This is a genomic window from Mesorhizobium sp. M2D.F.Ca.ET.226.01.1.1, assembly GCF_004022705.2.
In the GTDB taxonomy this organism is placed as follows: Bacteria; Pseudomonadota; Alphaproteobacteria; order Rhizobiales; family Rhizobiaceae; genus Mesorhizobium.
The window spans coordinates 22,105-39,751 of the sequence record NZ_RZOY02000016.1 but is presented as its reverse complement, the minus strand read 5'-3'; the positions used below and the strand labels follow the sequence as shown (position 1 = coordinate 39,751).

The window sequence follows — 17,647 nt, the reverse complement described above, 5'->3', positions numbered from 1 at the left end:
CGTTCCTCCGGAGAAACTTCATGACTATCAGAAAAGCAGCCTTACTGGCCTCGTGCATTGCCGCGAACGCGGTAACCGCGCACGCAGGTCCCCCGGACAACCCGCAGAACCGTCGGATTGTCCGCGACGCCGTCGCGGGCCTTCTTTCACCGCTGGACGTCACGGTTGACATGGTCGAACAGATCGACCTTTGCCACTATCGCATCAACCGGCCCAACCTCGCGTTTCAGCGGCTTTATGACTTCACCAAGGCGAAAAACGTCTTCGCCTTCTCCGGCCTGACCGACAGCTTTCCTGACGGCAAGGGCGACATCATGATCTCGGGCACGGACGCGAAGTTCACGTGCATTGTCGGCGGAGACGGAGGTGATACCCCCCACGATTGTGAGGACAAGTTTGTGGTGAAGGATGCCACCTTGAACCAATTTATGAAGGCCCACTCTGCGGCGGAGCCGATTTTCGCCGCCTGCAGTTCCGACGCCACCTACAAGGCCTGCACCGTGTACCGCGGCTGGAAGTGCGACAACTGAACCGTGGCGCTGTGGAGCTTCTCACGATGACAAAGACTCTTTCCAGGGTGAGTCCGCTCGCGATCATGGCGATTGCTGCCAGTATCACCGCAGCCAGCGCTAAGCCGCCGAAACTAGGCGAAGCGGCCGCCACCTTAGCGATCACTGAATATGCCGAAAAGAACTGCGCAGGGCTCGCCGTCGACCATGCCAAGCTCACCGCTTATTTTCAGGCCGGTGGCTTCACCACCGACGAGCTCAAGCAGGAAGGCAAGTACCAACACGTCAGAGATATCGACCTACCGGGCGACGTGGCAAATAGAGGCTCCGCGGCTGTCTGCTACGACATCCAGGCTTCATGGTACGTGCCGAGCGATCTCCTGCGCCACAAGATCGTCTTCAAACCGTAAGCCCAATGGCTGAATCAACTTCCCGGGGAAACATCATGAAAACGAAGTTGCTCGCGAGCGCCCTTGTCGGTGTCCTGCTTTCTGCCTGCTCGGGCTCAAGCAGTCCTTTCGACGGGAAGTCGCCGGAGGAGATTGCGATGTTTATTTTCAGCGGCTTCCAGAAAGGAACTAGCCGAAAGGACTCCAACGTCGAAATCAGGGTGGTGGCTAGCCAGGACAAACCGCTCGTCCTCACCATGAATGGATCTGCCCAAGGACAGAGCCGTGACATGGCAACCTTTAGCGTCACCGATCAGGGCAACTGCACGTTTCTCTATGGCGTGGTCGACAAGATGGACCCAAGGATGTTCGGGACCTGGCAGGTGCGCATTGATCTATCGGGCCTCTCGGGCGCGAAGCTGGTCAGCGGCGGACAGTCCGACTCGATCGCGTTAGCAGGCGCCACGATTCAATGCCTGACCAGCTCTCATCACGAATGCGAACACATGCAGGCGGACTTCGCCAAAGGCACGCTGATGCGATTCGGCCCTATCGACCTTGATGAGAAGCAAGATGGTTACAAGGAACAGAAGGAAAAGAGCTTCAATGAGGCCGTCCAGTATCTAAAGACCAAGATTTGCAAGGTTTGACGCCCCCATCCGGTTGGCCCTGTGAAGACGATCGCCGCAATGCTCTGTCTGGAAAAGCGAGGAGCCCACATGACCTCGTTACGCACGCTCGTGCGAGCTATCGGAGCATCCATTCTGGTGTCAGTCTCCGCGCAAGCTCAGGACGAACCACCTCAGCCTGCACCCATTCAGAAATTCAAGCTTGGCCGAACCGACGGATGTTTTCGGTACATCGGTGACGCCGTGGAGTTCGTCGGCCACTTCAAAGCCGGCAGCTACATCGGCATTTCCATGATCACCATCGGGCCAGATGGATTTCCGACGCCGGCGGCAGATGAGCAGCGGGCACCAGCCATGGACCTGCCGGAGTGGAAAAGCGCATCGCCCTACTTCTGGTTCGGTGCGACGACAACCAGTCGGGACTATTCGATTACGTTTGTCCCTCGCGCAGTCTGGGGAAGTGCCGCGATCGTTACGATTTGTGGACGCCAAACTCCACCCGGAAACTGAGATAAGAGTTCTATCCGCATTCTGGTCGCGGGCACTGCCGCGCAGCAATAAGAAATCCTTCTCCATCCGGTCGACAACACCTGGCGTTTCTGCTTTCTATTTGCGCGGGTTGGGGATTTCAGATGTTCAAAACAGTCTTGCTCGCATCTCTTGTCTTGGCGATCAGTGTTGAGCCGTCGCTGGCCTGGCAGGCTAACACTGAAGGTCCTGACGTGTTTGGCGTCACCAAGGTGCTCGCCACCGAAGGTAATGACCGGGAATCTCTCGTTGTCCAATGTGACAGCAAAGACGTGCTGTTCGTTGCCTACATCATGCGCAAGAAGGAGTTCGACGCGGTCACGGAAGGCCCGGCGACCCTCTACCTGCAGGGTAACAGTCCTGCTCCATTGAAACTCGACGCGTCGATCCGCGCTTGGAACGACAACTACGCCGGGATTGTGGCCGTTGGCCGCGTACCCGAAGTGATGGCCGCGATTCAGGAAATCAAGAATACGAAGGGCAAGGTCAATGTCGGCTACGACATTGCCGGAAACCGTGATTCCGCGAGCTTCAGCTCGCGCGGATCCAAAGCAGCTATGCAGCGGGTGATTGACAGTTGCAAGCTCTCCGAAATTCCTCCGACCTGAGCTGGTTATGAAGCGGCTTCGATTAGCGGGGGCGACCGCCGCTCTGTTATTGCTGTCGGCCTGTGGTTCGATGACCCTCCCTGCGGCGGTCCGGCTATCGGACGGCACGTCGATGGTCGGAACGACCACGGCTGCTGTCTCCGGCGGAACATTCAAAGTCGCCACTGCCGATGGGTCGCTCAAGTGCAGCGGCACCTACAACGCGCTCGACACCTCGCCTACCATCTCGGTCCCCGTAACCTGTTCCAACGGGAAACTCGGTCGTGCGGTGGTTACTCGAGCCGCCGATGGCATGAGTGGGTCCGGTTACGTTGCGACGTCCGATGGCCGAACTGGGCAGGTCGCCTTCGGCAACAACGCTGACGTTGTCCTAGGCACGATGTCGCCTTCGAAAGGTGGGACATCGCCAGCGGATATCGCGGGCGAAACAGGCGTTGCTGCCGCATCCGTGCAAAGCTCGGCTCAGACTTCGCCTGCCAGCTACAAGCCATCGACGGGCTCTGGCTCGTCAGGTTGCGTTTCTGCCAATCAGTACGGCGCCATCAGCTGCGTCACGGGGTTGCCTAGAACCAACTATGTCAGGGGCTATTTCCGCAAGAACGGGACCTATGTGCGCCCCTACTATCGGAGCCATCGGTAAACGGACACATGGCGAGAACGCCGTACGAAATACCTTGAGCGTCCGAGCCAGGAGGCAGTCTGGCGCTTCGGTGGCCGGGCCCTCTTGTGGGCGGGCGGGAGCGCGAGGGTGGGTGTGGGACCCTCGCCCTAAGCAACAAAGCCCGGCACCGTCACCGGCACCGGGCTTTCCTGCGAAGATACGGCTGACTATTCAGCCGCCTCCGCCATGACAGACGGTTCGGCCTTCCTCGTCCCGCGCAACGGCATCGGCAGCCAACCCTTCCCGGCCAGTTCCTTTTCGGCCAGAGCTACAGCCTCGTCCTTGGGCGAGCGCTCGACCGCTTTGGCGGCGGTTTCGGCGCATCCGACCTCGCGCAGGATGTCGGCAATGTCAGCCTTGGACAAACGCGCCAGAAAGGGCGCTCCGGGCTCCCACCACCGCTGCATGTCCAGTCCCACCGCCTCGCCAATCCCGTCCGCCTGGGCAAGCCTGCTGCGGCTGGCGTTGTACCGGGCTGTCACCGCGTTCAGGTTCGCGGCAGTCACGACCGCCAACAGGTCGAGCAGGCGAGCGATCTCCTGCTTCAACAGCCACGGCCAAAGGTCTGCCGGTTCACCGGGGATATGATGGCTCCAGCCCTCGATGATGTCGTTCCAGCCCGACAGGGCACGGCAGGCATCCGGCTCCTTGATGCTGGTCGACAGGGTCAGGCACTCGCCCCGGACTTCCACGGCGGCATCCATTCCCGAACGCAGCGCGTAGGTATGGAACGTGCGGCTCAGGAGCGGCATCAGCATAGCCGCCAGCGCCACCTCGGGGCGCGCCACCAACTCCACGCGCATCGCCGCCGTGCGGATAGCGGTCAGTTCCTCCACCAAACTTGCGGAGAGGCCGCTCGCCTTGGTCTCGGCTTCCTCGTCACTCTCGGCCTCATCACCTTCTTCCTGCTCTCCGTCAGGTGCCCGCAAAGCAGCGAGCGCTTTCTGGTCTTCCGGCTTGACCAGCCCCTGAACAACCTCCAGCGTGCCATCGTAGCCGATGCCGACAAGGCAGCCCGCCACCGCCACTTCCTGCGGGTCGAACGACTGGCTGGCCGACTGGATGGCGTCGATGCGCGCAGACACCTCCTGCTGCCGCTGCTCGTCTGCCTCAAGCTGCGGGTCGCCCTCGTCATACCCGTCAATCCGCTCGGCCAGCGCGTCGAACTCTGCATCTAAAGCATCAAGCTCCGCCTGCTCGGCCTCTTCAAGCGTCCGATTGCGCATGTGGATGCGTCCGAAGCCGCCGCCATAGCTGATATTGCTTTCCAGCGAGACCTCGGCCCATTTCCAGCCGCGCTGCCGCAATTCCTCGGCAACGACCTCCAGTCGCCCGCTCGCCAGTTGCACCAGCAAAGGCCGGTCGGTCAGATATGTGGTGGCGTCTTCCGCGAACAGGTCGCGCAGCACCCCGCCCCCGGCCTGCTCATAAGCCTCCAGCCCGACAAAGCGTGCCAACCGGTCGGTCGCCCGCACGTGCGCCTGCGTCAGGAACGCCCGCAGGCTGCGCGGGTCACGGTTCCAGTTGGACTGCTCGAACCAAGCCTTCTCCTGCGCCTCGTGGTCGTCGCTGATGGCAAGCGCCCGCGCCTGCTCAAGGGTGATTTCGTTCTCCCGCATCACGTCGAGGATGCGCGGCGACAGGCTGGCCAGCTTAAGCCGCTGCCGCACAGTCACCACCGACTGCCCGAACCGGGCGGCGATGTTCTCGACCTCCGCGCCCTGCTCGGCCAACTCACGATAGGCGGTGATTTCATCGACGGGGTGCATACCGACACGCTGTACGTTCTCGGCAAGGGAAATCTCGGTGTCGCTGCCTTCGCCTTTCAGCACCACCCGCACCGGATAGTCCTTGGTGACGGCCACCGCCTCAATAGAGCGGCCCTCCTTCATCAATAGCGTCAAGGCATCAAGACGACGGCCACCGGCCACCACTTCGTATTTGTTTCCTTTCTCTGCCTTGCGGACGACGAGGTTCTGGATGAGGCCGTGATGCTCGATGCTGGCGGCCAGCGCTGCCCGGTCGCCCTTGTCTGTGATGCGCCGTACGTTGGATTTGCTCGGCACCAGCTTGCCGAGCGGGATGGTGGTTTCTGTCGTGGTCATGGTCTTGCTCCTTGTTGCTCTCAGGTTGACCTGAAGGGTTCAGGCCACCTGAACCCCTGCCTCGCGGCGAGCAGCGGGGAGCGAGGGGGCAAGCCACGGCGGCGGAGGGGTATCCCCGGTCTGCACGGAGCGAAGCGCAGGAAGATGGGGGAGACCGCCGGCGGGGCTTGCGGGGAGAGAGGGCCGCGCGCCTCTCTCCCGACCAAGGCAAACAAGGGCGTACAAGGCGGAAGCACCGAAATGCCCGTAAGCGGGATCAAGTCAGTTCGGTGCTGGAGAAAGTTCGTGGCCCTGAGACCGGTTCAACAGGGCGGCCGTAGGAGCATCAGCATAGCGTCGCCGCAGGGCGGATGCGGGACCGACAGCCCCCGGCGAAGGGCGCCGTATGACAACCAAACTCCAGTATCGCCAAAAGCGGCGTCAATGCACAGTTCGTCTATATTCATAACCTTTAGAAGACTGCGATTCAAAACACTTCGTATTGCAGAATAACCGGTCAAAACAGAAAGCCGCGCCGAACATTTTTTAGGCTGATCCTGTCACTAGGCTCTACTCCGCTTTAGAGACGGTCCGCAGTAGGTCGGCTTCGTCAGTGGTTCTGTCGTCGAAATGCGCCAGCCGCCGCGCCCGCGCCAAGTGCGATGCCCAGGCTCGATGCGCCCTCTCCGGCTCTCGCTCGGAGTCGATTTTCAAGATAAACCGTGCCACGTCGACCCAATCGGCGCCCTCGGCTTCCGCGACCAGCAGGGCGGCGTAAGTCGAGATATGCGCCTCATCGTAGGCCGTGACGGCGGGCACGTCCGGGGCCTCATCATCAATGTCATGTTCGGAGCTGGGAAATATCGCCCAGGGTTCTGCCTCTACTGAAGTCGCGTCGACGTAGCGGCCAATCGATCTCAGGTGGGACGCGATTTTGTTGCGTAGGTGGTCGCGGTTGCCGTAACGAGCGTCGATTTCGCGGAGCTTTTTATACAGGCCCCTACGCTTGCCGCGCGGAACATCAGTATCGCCCATAGCGTAATGAGCAGGACCGACGGCGCAGATATGACAGCCGGTCGCGGCGACCTCCTTCACGAACGCCGGAATATCCTCTTCTCGCATACGCTTCATTTCAAGAGCCTCTCTGCACCTCCCCTATCATAGTGAGGCGAAGATTCAACCATTCCGTGCACCTGGCGCCTTAGCCGCGTGTCCACGACCCAGCGCGAAAGCAGCCAACCAACTGCTCGCACGGCTGGCCTCAGGCGCCTACGAATCCGCCAGTGAAGTCATGCGGGCGGCGTTGCGCGCCCTCGACCGCGAAGAAGGAGCGATCAATGCGGTTCTCCGCGCACGGATCAAGGCATCGATCGAGGATCCATGGCCGAGCCCTGGCTGCGGACGAGGCAGAAGCGGAAATGACGCGCTTCATGGAAAGCGAAAGCAAAGCCGCGCGCCATGCGGCGCGTTAAGGTCACCTACCGACCACAGGCCATTTCCGACTTACAGGGCATTTACCGGATTATCGCCGAGGCCAGCCAGAGCGATATGGTGGCGTCGGGATTTGTGCAACGGATCATGGCGCGGTGCCGGAAGATCGGTGACGTTCCAAATGGCGGCCGCCCGCGCGACGATCTGGAGATCGTCTTTTTGGATTCCGACCAGTGGCTCGCATCTACCGTCGGAATAGAAGTTCTTCAAATGGACTTGCGAACGAAGTGATCGAGAGGCATCAGCCGCCGCCGGTGTTCCGGGCGATCTGCACCGCCGCGTCGCGTGAACCCCAACTGCCCTGAAAATACGCATCAAGCGTGTGGTCGTTGGCAAACAGAGGCTCACCGCCCAGCGCGTCCCAATCTCCCTTCACACGGTCGCCGACACTCAAAGAGCCTTCATCGCCGATCAGTTCCACGACAGCGTAACCGTCAACATGGTGCACGACGATCATACCGCTGTTTCTCGAAACAAAAACAACCTGCCCAGCGCTGCGCATTCTTCTTCCCCTAAAACGGTATCTCCTCGGTCAATTCACGTGCTGCTGGCTCACGCAACGGTTCTGGCGGAGGAGGCGTCGAGCGCTCCAGATGCTTGGAGATCAGAAAATTATGGAAGGCGGCGGCAATCTGAATAGCCAGATCTCCGTACACGGGCGGAATGTTGACCACCGCTGCACCCTGTCCATGTCCGCCCAGCTTATTGCGCAGAAAAGGCAATGCCTTCAGAACCTGGTCTGTAAAGCCATTCCTGACGGCTTCGGGTAGATCATCGAAAAAACCCTGTTGAGCAAGTTCCTTGATAAGCTTGTCGCCGTTAGCATGGTCCAGGCCCGTAAGAACCTTCATCACGCTCTCGAAACTATGACCCGAATAGAAAATGGCTTCGCGAACATCGCCGGCGCCGAGATACTGGCGGGCCTTGGCGAACTCATCGCCCGCACCCTCGAAGCGATTGGCCGTCAGGGCGTCGTGGGCAGTCATGGCAAGCCTGGCTCCAATGAAATCACCGTCCAGCTTGAAAAACTCACCGTCAGAGAGCCGCCAGGGGCAATCATGCAGCTCAAATATCTGGTTGAGCTTCTGGCGTAGTGCTTCCTTCTCGGCAGCATCCATATACCGGGCAGCCAATTCTACCGTATCGAAAACCCAAGAAGCGGCCCCTTCTTGAACCAGCAGACGCAACTCACCGGGCCGTTCAGACGGTGTGCGCAACACGGGCAGCCGGTCCCAACCATGCTCGACGAGCAAATCCGACGAAACCTCGTCCAGAATCGATGACTGGGAAATCCAACGGTCGTTGGGGTCACGCTGGAGATGCAGCGGCGAATTGTTGGCCTGAAGCCACGACCATAGTTTGCGGCGAGCAGCTTCAGGGATTTCAACAACAAGCCGTCCTTGATCGATAGCGCGCATGTAACGCTGACTGAAGAGCATCGAATGCCTCATCCTTCCTCGCAAATCCGGCATCGCACCGATTGCTTCCATTAGCCAAATTGGATAGAACAAAAAAAGAACTCAGGCAAGAAATCGACAGCACTTCACACAGGCTACGAGGGATTTTGCATGGCAGATTGGGGACGCCTGGTGGCAGGCGGCTTTGCCTATATGGATGCTTCTTTCGCTGTCCATGCCAAGGATAGGGAAAGGGCGCTCCTCTATATGCAAGAAGCCTTGGCCGCTGGCTTAAGCTGGCATGAGGTTGAACGGCAGCTAATAGCCTATATGCACAACCAGCGTATGACCCCGGAGACGATCGACAAAAACCTTCTGCTCGCCGCTGGATTGATGAAAGAGTGGTTCGAATAGCCGTATTCGACCTGGCCGTTTAGCTCGTCCTGCAGAGATTTATAGTATGGGAACCAAGGAACACTGCCCCGTTCTCCCACAAGCGAAATCGACTCGACCGCGGCTCCGCGCTGCGCTTGTGCGCCCGCACCAAATCCGTTTCGCGACTCAACGCCGTCCCGACGGACGGCGTTGAGCGACGCCGGAAACGCCTACACCCGGATACGACCGAGTCGCCGAGCCTCGTCGGCGTATTCCGACAGCGGCTTGTCGGGGCTGAAGTACAGGTCCCGCTCGACCGGCAGGCCAAGCTGCCCGCGTAGCGCGAACAGCTCAGAGAGGCTGACGTTGCCCATTTCCGGGCAGCCAAGCCCGAGATCACAGAGTCCGAACGCGACATCCGGGTCATCCGGGTCGATTTCGGTCAGGAGCCAGGTCGCACCGGCGTCCGGGGTGAACAACTTGACGACCGGGACGAAGTCGATTTCGTGTGCCGTTCCGCGAAGGGGCTGCTGCTGGCGACCATTCGCCAGCAGCTTTTCCCGCAGACTCTGGGTGAGGATCTGCATGGCCGCCTCCTACTCATCGGACTTCGGTGCACGGAGGACAACGCGGCCGTCGATGGGCAAGGCCTCGAGGAGGAGCGTGCCGCCCTCGCCGTCGTCATGGGCGAAGAAGGCGCCGATGCGGGTCCAGAAGCCCTTCTGGCCTTCCTTGCCGTCGCGCACGGTATAGGCGTGGTAGAGCGGCGATTTCGGCTCGGGTTTCGTTTCGGAGTTACGTCTGTTCGTCATGGTCTTTTCCTTTGGTTGCTGTTTCTGTCCCGGAGGACGGTTCCAAAGGAGACGGCGCACTGAGCCGGATTGTCCCCAACACGGGAGCGCAGCGAATGGAGCGGGCAGGAACGGGACAAGACGGCTGGGCCGGATAAAAGGAACGTCATCAGCTCCGGGCAAGACAGCAACAGGAAAGGCTGTTGGCCGACAGACAAGGGAAAAACGTCAACCCGGCTTATCGCTAGAGCGTCACATCAGACGACAACCAGCCCAGGAAATGAAGGTTTCGCAATGGAGCAAATGCCAGCTGTAACCTTGGGACTCCGCTCCGATCAGGCCGCCTCCTCCCGGTCCTGGCCGTCGTGCAATGCATACCCGCCGTCCCATCCGGTAAAGGAGTTGCGATGGCGAACGAGAAGCTCCTGCAGTCTGCTGGGCCATGCTGCAGACATGGATGCAGGCCTAAAATCGCGATTAGGGCACGACGCAAGGCCGTCAAGAATACGTTTGCCATTCGGTGGGGAGACGAGATCCAGCTCAATCGGCGCCAATAATCCTTTTCAATTCCGCGCGCGGAACGCGGAAGTGAGTAATGCAACTCACAACGCAACTGTAATACTAGCTTCTCTTTCGGTCATTGCTACCCGACAACAGTAATGTTACCGAGTTTTGCGACGTGACCTCCCGGAGCGCAAGCTGGCTGTGGCAGAGCGCGAGCCGATCTTACCTTGGGTGTTCTATGGACGGCGGAAAAGAATCAAGGGAGCAGCGGCGTCGGCGCGTTCTCAAAGGAGCGTCGATTCTCTCAGGTATTTCAAATTCTGAAGTCAAGTGCACCGTTCGCAACATGCATTCGCAAGGTGCGGAGCTGCAAGTGTCAATTGACGCGCGCGTTCCAAATGAATTCCTTCTTTACATCCCGACTGATGGGGTAGGTTATAAGGCGGTGGTCCAGTGGCGCCGAGGGGACAAGCTCGGAGTTATGTTCTTGGGCACAGAGCCTAAGCCACATTGGCACTACGGTTGAGTGTTCGACCGGCTTGAGCCTATTCCACCCAAACAATGGAAACAGGATTCTTTGCACCCTCAACCGTGCGACGTAGACCACGACGTGACCTATCCTCAGTAGAAAGTCGCGAACGCTGCGAAATTGCGCGTCTACAGCTCTTAGCCAGAATATTCGCATATTGCACATTCCGGATTTGGCGGGTATGGGAATCTGGGGGGAATTGAGGAGAACAAAGATGTCCCTGGAATCAGGCAATAATCTCATCGAACTTACTGCTGATATCGTTTCCGCTTATGTCCAGAAGAACCCGGTGCCGGCATCTGGATTGCCAGATTTGATCGCTAGTGTGAATTCGGCATTGTCTAATATTGGAAATGCAACTCCGCCTGAGGCGCCTAGCCTAAAGCCGGCAGTTAATCCCAAAAAGTCGATTTACCCGGATTATATCATCAGCCTGGAAGACGGTCAGAAATACAAGTCACTTAAGCGTCACCTTGCAGTCAGACACGGGATGACGCCCGACGAATACCGGACGAAATGGGGATTGGCAAAAGATTATCCCATGGTCGCCCCGAATTACTCGGCAACCCGATCAGCGCTCGCGAAATCGCTGGGCTTGGGGAGAAAGGCGGCTCCAGTCAAGAAGTCTTCCTCGAAGCGCAAGGCGAAGTCCTGAGGCATGGACACGACTAGGCAGGAGCTTTGTGCCCGAGCAAAGAATCACCGCAATCACATCGACGCCGCCCACGATTGGCGTACCTCACCAGAACAAGGAAAGTCATAAGAGAAGACGGCGTTTCTCGTTTCTCTCTCGTAGGGAGAAAAAGATAGACCGTAAAACAATATAATTTGGTAAAAAAGGGCTGCGAATGCGGCCCTTTTTGTTGGTAACCTTGGTCGTTCCCTCGGAAGAAGGTCTATTCGGCCGCCTCTGTCGCGCAGCCGTCATAATTCGCACCTAAACGAAAAACCGATGCGTCCCGTGACTGACATTTCGGGACGCCTTGACAGTCAGTTGGGGATGTCAAATGCAAGACAGCAACCTGTCGGGTCGCTGCATCTGCTGCTGCGATTTTCGCTTCCCGGTGTAGCCGTTCAAATCTCGGCCGCAGCCGGTGACGGGAGCGAGGGGCGCGCAAGACAGTTACATGACCAGATTTCAAAATCGAACACACGGGATCTCGCAGGATGCCTTGGCAGACCTGGTGACGGAAGCCGTGCAACAGGCCCTGATCCAGCACGGCATTGTTCTCGACACGCAAGCTCTGGTTTCAGTCAGCGCCATCGCCGGCGGCCTCGCCGCCGCCGTTCCCTTCCTTCCACAAGCACAGCGACTCGCGATCGGCTCTTTCAAAGGCGAATGCGCTGCGTTCGCCCCGGAATTCTTCCGTGGATTGGGGGAGTTCGCACGCGGCGGGTCCGCCAGTGCCAATCGCGCGGATAATGGCCCGATGCCGGCAACCACAGCACCCTCACCAGCAAAGCGGACAAACGATCTGCAATCGGTGCTGATTGAGGACTGGGCGGGCGAAGTCGCCGGATCGACCTTTCTGGAAGAGCATTTCCGCATACCTCGCTCGACGCTGCATCGCTGGCAAAGGCGCAATGAGGTTATTGCCTTGCGCAAGGGCGGCCGCAAACATGTCTTCCCGCTCGCCCAATTCGTCGACGGCAGACCGGCATCGGGGATTAGCGAAGTGATGTCGGCAATCGGGAATCCACGGCTCGCGTGGTTCTGGCTGACCCGCCCTTCGCCGCAACTCCGCGGACGCATTCCGATCGAGGTGCTCAAGCAGGACATGGTGTGTGACGTCGTGTCGGCTGCCCGCAAGTTTTCATCGACTTGAGCTTCTTCACCGGGCCTATGCCGTCGGCTCCAGCCTCCGGCACACGCAAGAACAGGAAGTTCAACGTAATGTTCCAGGGCACCTTCAGCCTTCGCGTGGTGTAAGCCGGCACGATCCCATCCTGCGTGAGCGCTTCTGCCGATATGGGGCGTGTCGGCGAACGGCAACGCCAACGCCGCACAATCCCGAGCTTCGGACAGATGGCTCTGAAGGGATAGGCGCTCTTAGCGCCGGTCACTCGGATGGCGGCAATGCCTCGGGTTTCCCGAAAGGTGAGCGCGCAGAGGGCGAATCTCTTTTTCGCCCAACATGATATTCTTCATAAAATCATCTAAATCGGTTTAGTGATTATATAGTTCAAATTTAAATTCGCGTTTCACTCGTGCCAGTTGTTTAATATGTGCCATTTTCATGTAGAAAACGTGATATTTGCGCAACAATACTTTCATAAGATTCCAAAAGGCCTGCTTCGAAGACAATCTCTGTTGAACGCCGCCGCGGGTTAGGCCATGTCGGGGGCGAAAGGGCGGCGCGATGCGCTTCTTTTTCAATAGTTGGGGATGGGGTGGCGACGCTGCCCTTCAGCAAAGAAATCAAACCCGTTTTAACTTTTGTCTGGAGATCTGAAAAATGAACATCAAGAGCCTTCTTCTCGGCTCAGCTGCGGCCCTGATCGCAGTTTCCGGTGCCCGCGCCGCCGATGCGGTGACCGTCGCCGAGCCGGAGCCCGCTGAGTACGTCAAGATCTGCGACGTCTACGGCGCCGGCTACTTCTACATTCCCGGCACCGAAACCTGCCTGCGCATCGGCGGCTATGTCCGTTACGACATCGCCGGTGGCGACATCGGGTCGTTCGATGGTGCTAAGAACGTCGATCACCAGGACGGCTCCATCCAGGCCACCTGGAAGAAGAATGCCCGTTTCTCGCTGAGGACCTGGACCGGCCAGGAAACCGAACTCGGGACTCTGAAGACCTACACCGAGACCCGCTTCAACTTCGGCAACCGCAACGCTACAGCCTCCGTCGTAAGGGGCGTCGTCACCGACAACCCCGCCGTCAACAAGGGCGTTACGCTGAACTTCGCCTGGATCCAGCTCGGCGGCCTGCGCGTCGGTAAGGACGAATCGGCCTTCGATTCGTTCATCGGCTATGCCGGCAACGTCATCAACGACACGCTGGTTCCCTACGGTGATTTCGACACCAACGTCGTCCAGTACTACTTCGACGCCGGCAACGGCTTTTCGGCGGTGGCTTCGCTCGAAGAAGGATCCGGCACTGTTGGCACGATCGACAGCTATGTTCCGCATGTGGTCGGCGGCGTGAAGTACACACAGGGCTGGGGCGGGATCAGCGGCGTCGTCGCCTACGACAGCAACTACGAAGAAGTCGCCGGCAAGGTCCGCTTGGATGTCAAAGCCAGCGATGAACTGTCGCTGTTCGTGATGGGCGGCTACGGCACCGACGACAACCTCAACGATGATGCGGGCAACGTCATCGATGCTCACGGTCGCGGCTTCTACAAGCAGTGGAGCGGCAACTGGGCAGTCTGGGGCGGCGGCACCTACAAGTTCAATGAGAAGACCTCGTTCAACACCCAGCTCTCCTATGATGAAGGCAAGAACTTCGGCGTCGCGGCGAACATTGCCTATGAAATCGCCAAGGGCTTCAAGGTCACGGCCGAAGTCGACTACTTGCACGTTGGCGATGACACCGTCACCAACTGGACCAAAGCCGACAAGAAAAACAACATTGGGGGCATCCTCCGCTTCCAGCGTTCGTTCTAACTGTCGCCTCTGAACCACAGCGTTGGCAGCACGCGAATGCGGACGCGGTGGCTTCCCTACCCAGCCTGCGCTGGCTAATGGGATACAGAAAACAGATCGGCGGTAGTTAGGTCTTCGCCCCCCATGACCCAGCATGCCGGCCGATGCGAAGGGCGCCCTTGAAGAGGCGCCCTTCGCACCCCTAGCAATCGTCCCGATCCCGCCGCTCTCGCCGCGCCATTTTGGCCAGAAAGATTATTGCAGGGGCAAGAAGCGCCTGGCGCTCAGGGTAACGTAGCCATAGCTCTCGGTTACCATCACATTGACGGGGAACGCGCAATCGTCTCCGACAACTGATCCAACGCCGCGTATGGGTCGCCCCAGCATCACCTGGACTGGTTCAGGAAGGATCTGGCGAAGAACTCGCCATCGCCCGACGCCTCACGTCGGCGAGCAGCCAAGGCAGCGGAAGCCTTCCCCTGACGATTTGTTAGCCTGGCTGCCGGGCCGCGGGCGCTTTCTGTGAGTTTTCAGGTACTTCCGACGCCTATAAACCTAGCAGTCTCCTGCTCCTCGACCCAGCTAACACTTGCGGGATTCATAATACCGCCCCATCATCAAGATATGGCCAGGTTACATCAAGGATCGGTATTCGGAATCCCCGAGCTCACGGCCGAACAGCGCGAGAAGACCCGAAAAGTGCTGGAATGGCTCGAAACGGATCTGGTCCGGCGACGTAAGCGCCTTGCCTATTGGGCGATGCGTAAGCACCAGGCCGAGACGATTCCAGGGATTGACGAGGATTTGCGTGAAGGTGCGTTCTATTTCCACGCGCGCGCCCAACAACTGGTCGATTCCGGGGAGAGGCTGCGCGCCCATCTCATCACTGAATTGCAAGAGCAGCCGGAGCATCTTCCCGCCTACCACTACGAGCACTAACCCCTTCGGAGGTTACCATGAGTGCAGAGGACCGGTTGGCGCGACTTCGCGAACATGCGCTGTCGCTGGAACAATCCATCGAGAACATCGACCACGAAATCAATCCCACCGTCGGCCACGAAGGCGCTCCTGCCACTTCTCCGCAAGGCGCTCCTCCGGGCGTTGCTCCCGTTGCTCGCGGAACAGGTTTTCAAACAATCGTTGGCCGAAAATCCGCCGCAGATGGATGACCTTGAGCAAGGCTGAGCAGCGGATGGTCCAGGAGATGGAGCGCGACCCACGACAGAAAACCATGTGGATTGGTTTTCAGGCAGAACTTAGAGTTCGAACGGCAAAAAATAGATGTCAGCAAGCTGGATCTAGCCCCTTTTCCGCTCCAGTCAGGCACGGTCGCAGATCACAGCCAGGGGGTGACCCGCTCCATTGACGGCGGTTTCAGTCGTATTATTGTACGAATGCAACCACGATTTCGGACCAACAGTGATTCCTCTTCAGCAGATTCTTGCCAGGATCCGTGATGAAATGAATGTCAGGCGTTCCTGGCCATCTTTAGCCCAGCAGAACTCGATGCGGCGAATAAGCGTGGCGCATCTTCGCTCGTCTCGTCGCAAACGACATGACCCAGTGTGAAATACGCCGGGCTGTAGGCTGCGGTATAGCGACAGTAAGTCGCGCCGCACGCGTGTTGGCGAATGATGACTCGGTGATCCGAAGGGTCTACGTGCGTCACGAAAACAATTGTTGACGACATTTAACGGTTGAGTAACCATCTCAGGGCAAGCCAGTAGGAATGCGAAACATTTTTCATTTCCATAGGTCTAGCTGACAGCAAATCGTCGCGATGTCAGCTTAACAGCAAACATCGCGTATTTTTACGAGGAACGCGATGAAACGTACTGCAACCCCCGAGGCAAAGCGCGAAAAGCTAAGCCCGACTGTGACTAAAGGCCGGCCTTCTAACGATCTGGACCCGATGATGCAGGACATCATAGCTTTCTATGGCTATTATGGTGTGCCGATGAACGGAAACCGTACTTCGCTGGTTGATTTCTCTCTCATACCTCGCGAATCATGATAAATGCTGCCCCCCTTGGGGGCAGTATTTGTATGCGCATCATTGATGATCGTTTGCTTGTCCGGCTTCGCGATCCGGACTGGTTTGTAAAAACTTTCAAGCAGGTTGCCGAAAGCGAGTGTGCCGATGCAGGGTTCTTTTGTGCAATTGAAGATAGATTTCTGAAGGAGGCACATGCCGTTTGGCTGACGCGTTGCCTCAATAACGAGACCCGCATTGCGCCACCCGAACCACATTTCCACTATCGTATCGTTGGCTGGCTTTGCTGGGCTATCATCAGCGAAGATTACCACATTGAACTCTCGCAAATCCGGCACAGTGACAGCGAGAGAACGAAAATGTTGCGGACATTCCCTACCATCTATCTTGCGTTGACCGTTTGCTCCATCTTCGCGGTCACTGTCCACTACGAGTTGAAGGGCATGGAGCCGCCACTGTCGCCGCCTCATTCCCGAACACTTTGGAGCGCCTGCGAGAACCTTCAAGAGGATCCGAGCCAAGCCGTCCACTTCATGCAGATCCTCTGCGGCGACTATCGAGATCCGGCCTCGTTCCTTTGAACTCCAACACTCCATGGCCGAGCGTCCTAATAGGAAACCGACCATTGACGGTACGCAAACCTGCCGCGTCACCTCGCAGGGGACGGCCATTGCGCTGAAAGCACTCTGATAGCGCCATTTCCTCGGCGTCCCGGATCGTCGGCTCCAACTGAAGGCGTAGTGCGATTTTCTCGTCACCCGAATGACACGCGCCACCGCCGCGCACGTGTTGCGGAAAACCTGCTTCACTGCGCATTGGCTCCCACCGCTGTATTGGCTGCAATCGGCCATGGCCGCATCGGTCGCAGCTTGCTCCGTCGCAAAACTACGATCGGTCGGAATGAGGATACCATTGGCGGCAGCGGCGAACGCGCCGTAGCCGCCTGGCGGCGCAGACGGCGCCGGACAATGAAGACATACTGATTGTCGGAGTAAAAAGACGCCCCCTTAACGGGAGCGTTTGGCATAGTGAGCGTTCGTTCTCTCGATCAGTCGATCGATGTCTGCCGTAGTCACAGCGTTGCGCGGAACCTTGTTGTCCAATTTGCGAAGCCTTGCCGTTAACTTGGCAGTCTTCGGTACTTCGGCGTTCTTGAAATAATCTTCGATAGTGCCGCCGGCAGGGTCAAAAGTGATTTCAGGCATTGGTGTTCCTCTGTTGGCCGATGAGGGCCAACTGCCCTTTCGGGCGATGCTTTATCGTCAATTCCCAGAATGCCTCAAAATGATGACTGTGTAGCGTTTCATGGCTGTTGCTGCCTATGGAATAGGCAAGAAATTCAGAATGTTGCGCAAAAGATACATTGTTAATTGCGCTGACGGGCAGCACATCAAAGGCTGTTCGATCTCATTCCACGCACCTGCCTCGTCACCCCACGCCAGTGATTGCAATGGAAACGAGCGCTGGGCCCTAGACTCGCGTCGGGCCTTACAAACATGCGGCCCTTGGCGGCCTCTCCGTGAGCGCCTTGGCCGACGGACCAAGCCTCTGCGCAGCAACCTGATTTAA

Annotated in this window: 22 protein-coding genes and 1 pseudogene; 16 read left to right on the top strand and 7 right to left on the bottom strand. The window is 58.3% G+C overall.

The window, feature by feature from the left end:
• Positions 1 to 20: 20 nt before the first annotated feature.
• The 5 genes from EN869_RS29300 (at position 21) to EN869_RS29280 (ending at position 2,663) form a co-directional block, all read left to right on the top strand.
• Positions 21 to 530 carry a hypothetical protein gene (locus EN869_RS29300; protein WP_127229651.1) on the top strand — a complete coding sequence of 170 codons (510 nt, stop codon included), beginning with the start codon at positions 21 to 23 and terminating at the stop codon, positions 528 to 530.
• A 26-nt stretch (positions 531 to 556) separates the two neighbouring features.
• The gene (locus tag EN869_RS29295) at positions 557 to 919 is read left to right on the top strand and encodes a hypothetical protein (RefSeq protein ID WP_127229650.1); all 363 of its coding nucleotides are present in this window, start codon (positions 557 to 559) and stop codon (positions 917 to 919) included.
• Positions 920 to 954: 35 nt separating this feature from the next.
• Complete coding sequence (locus EN869_RS29290; RefSeq protein ID WP_127229649.1) at positions 955 to 1,548, top strand: hypothetical protein; 594 nt, start codon at positions 955 to 957, stop codon at positions 1,546 to 1,548.
• Positions 1,549 to 1,569: 21 nt separating this feature from the next.
• Positions 1,570 to 2,037, top strand: a complete 468-nt coding sequence (locus tag EN869_RS29285) for a hypothetical protein (RefSeq protein WP_127229648.1) — start codon at positions 1,570 to 1,572, stop codon at positions 2,035 to 2,037.
• 122 nt (positions 2,038 to 2,159) lie between these two features.
• Positions 2,160 to 2,663 carry a hypothetical protein gene (locus EN869_RS29280; protein WP_127229647.1) on the top strand — a complete coding sequence of 168 codons (504 nt, stop codon included), beginning with the start codon at positions 2,160 to 2,162 and terminating at the stop codon, positions 2,661 to 2,663.
• Positions 2,664 to 3,491: 828 nt separating this feature from the next.
• On the opposite strand, the gene EN869_RS29275 is transcribed toward EN869_RS29280, so the two are convergent.
• Together EN869_RS29275 and EN869_RS35700 are read right to left on the bottom strand one after the other, a co-directional pair.
• Positions 3,492 to 5,429: a ParB/RepB/Spo0J family partition protein gene (locus tag EN869_RS29275; RefSeq protein ID WP_127229646.1), complete on the bottom strand. Its 1,938-nt coding sequence runs from the start codon at positions 5,427 to 5,429 to the stop codon at positions 3,492 to 3,494.
• A 549-nt stretch (positions 5,430 to 5,978) separates the two neighbouring features.
• Complete coding sequence (locus EN869_RS35700; protein ID WP_348627134.1) at positions 5,979 to 6,539, bottom strand: hypothetical protein; 561 nt, start codon at positions 6,537 to 6,539, stop codon at positions 5,979 to 5,981.
• On the opposite strand from EN869_RS35700, the pseudogene EN869_RS35695 reads away from it, so the two are divergent.
• Positions 6,514 to 6,750 (top strand): annotated as a pseudogene (locus EN869_RS35695) (type II toxin-antitoxin system ParD family antitoxin); the annotation flags it as partial. The gene EN869_RS35700 and the pseudogene EN869_RS35695 sit on opposite strands and share 26 nt — an antisense overlap.
• 116 nt (positions 6,751 to 6,866) lie before the next feature.
• Positions 6,867 to 7,130, top strand: coding sequence for a type II toxin-antitoxin system RelE/ParE family toxin (locus EN869_RS29255; protein WP_245514648.1), 264 nt, complete (start codon positions 6,867 to 6,869; stop codon positions 7,128 to 7,130).
• Between the two features lie 10 nt (positions 7,131 to 7,140).
• Here the strand turns inward: EN869_RS29255 and EN869_RS29250 are convergent, their stop codons facing one another.
• A complete protein-coding gene (locus EN869_RS29250) occupies positions 7,141 to 7,401 on the bottom strand; it encodes a hypothetical protein (protein ID WP_127229645.1) in 261 nt (86 codons plus the stop codon).
• A gap of 10 nt (positions 7,402 to 7,411) precedes the next feature.
• Complete coding sequence (locus EN869_RS29245) at positions 7,412 to 8,338, bottom strand: hypothetical protein (RefSeq protein WP_127229644.1); 927 nt, start codon at positions 8,336 to 8,338, stop codon at positions 7,412 to 7,414.
• 129 nt (positions 8,339 to 8,467) lie between these two features.
• Between EN869_RS29245 and EN869_RS29240 the strand changes: the two genes are divergently transcribed.
• Positions 8,468 to 8,710: a hypothetical protein gene (locus EN869_RS29240; protein WP_127229643.1), complete on the top strand. Its 243-nt coding sequence runs from the start codon at positions 8,468 to 8,470 to the stop codon at positions 8,708 to 8,710.
• 191 nt (positions 8,711 to 8,901) lie between these two features.
• Here the strand turns inward: EN869_RS29240 and EN869_RS29235 are convergent, their stop codons facing one another.
• Positions 8,902 to 9,258 carry a DUF2958 domain-containing protein gene (locus EN869_RS29235; RefSeq protein ID WP_127229642.1) on the bottom strand — a complete coding sequence of 119 codons (357 nt, stop codon included), beginning with the start codon at positions 9,256 to 9,258 and terminating at the stop codon, positions 8,902 to 8,904.
• Positions 9,259 to 9,267: 9 nt separating this feature from the next.
• Positions 9,268 to 9,483: a hypothetical protein gene (locus EN869_RS29230; protein WP_127229641.1), complete on the bottom strand. Its 216-nt coding sequence runs from the start codon at positions 9,481 to 9,483 to the stop codon at positions 9,268 to 9,270.
• A 721-nt stretch (positions 9,484 to 10,204) separates the two neighbouring features.
• On the opposite strand from EN869_RS29230, the gene EN869_RS35270 reads away from it, so the two are divergent.
• The 8 genes from EN869_RS35270 (at position 10,205) to EN869_RS35265 (ending at position 16,659) form a co-directional block, all read left to right on the top strand.
• On the top strand, positions 10,205 to 10,492 hold the full coding sequence (locus EN869_RS35270; RefSeq protein ID WP_127229640.1) for a PilZ domain-containing protein: 288 nt from the start codon (positions 10,205 to 10,207) through the stop codon (positions 10,490 to 10,492).
• 217 nt (positions 10,493 to 10,709) lie between these two features.
• Positions 10,710 to 11,150 (top strand): MucR family transcriptional regulator, encoded by a 441-nt coding sequence (locus tag EN869_RS29220; RefSeq protein WP_127229639.1) that lies wholly within the window; start codon positions 10,710 to 10,712, stop codon positions 11,148 to 11,150.
• Positions 11,151 to 11,622: 472 nt separating this feature from the next.
• Positions 11,623 to 12,321 (top strand): antitoxin Xre/MbcA/ParS toxin-binding domain-containing protein, encoded by a 699-nt coding sequence (locus tag EN869_RS29215; protein ID WP_127229638.1) that lies wholly within the window; start codon positions 11,623 to 11,625, stop codon positions 12,319 to 12,321.
• A 630-nt stretch (positions 12,322 to 12,951) separates the two neighbouring features.
• Positions 12,952 to 14,106, top strand: coding sequence for a porin (locus EN869_RS29210; protein WP_127229637.1), 1,155 nt, complete (start codon positions 12,952 to 12,954; stop codon positions 14,104 to 14,106).
• A 678-nt stretch (positions 14,107 to 14,784) separates the two neighbouring features.
• Entirely contained in the window at positions 14,785 to 15,024 is a 240-nt protein-coding gene (locus EN869_RS29205) for a hypothetical protein (protein WP_245514647.1), read from the top strand.
• Positions 15,025 to 15,041: 17 nt separating this feature from the next.
• Positions 15,042 to 15,254 carry a hypothetical protein gene (locus tag EN869_RS29200; protein ID WP_127229635.1) on the top strand — a complete coding sequence of 71 codons (213 nt, stop codon included), beginning with the start codon at positions 15,042 to 15,044 and terminating at the stop codon, positions 15,252 to 15,254.
• Between the two features lie 656 nt (positions 15,255 to 15,910).
• The gene (locus EN869_RS29190) at positions 15,911 to 16,099 is read left to right on the top strand and encodes a hypothetical protein (protein ID WP_127229633.1); all 189 of its coding nucleotides are present in this window, start codon (positions 15,911 to 15,913) and stop codon (positions 16,097 to 16,099) included.
• 32 nt (positions 16,100 to 16,131) lie between these two features.
• The gene (locus EN869_RS35265; RefSeq protein ID WP_245514646.1) at positions 16,132 to 16,659 is read left to right on the top strand and encodes a hypothetical protein; all 528 of its coding nucleotides are present in this window, start codon (positions 16,132 to 16,134) and stop codon (positions 16,657 to 16,659) included.
• A gap of 426 nt (positions 16,660 to 17,085) precedes the next feature.
• Here EN869_RS35265 and EN869_RS29180 read toward each other — a convergent pair whose 3' ends face one another.
• Positions 17,086 to 17,283, bottom strand: a complete 198-nt coding sequence (locus EN869_RS29180) for a hypothetical protein (protein ID WP_127229632.1) — start codon at positions 17,281 to 17,283, stop codon at positions 17,086 to 17,088.
• Positions 17,284 to 17,647 lie beyond the last annotated feature (364 nt).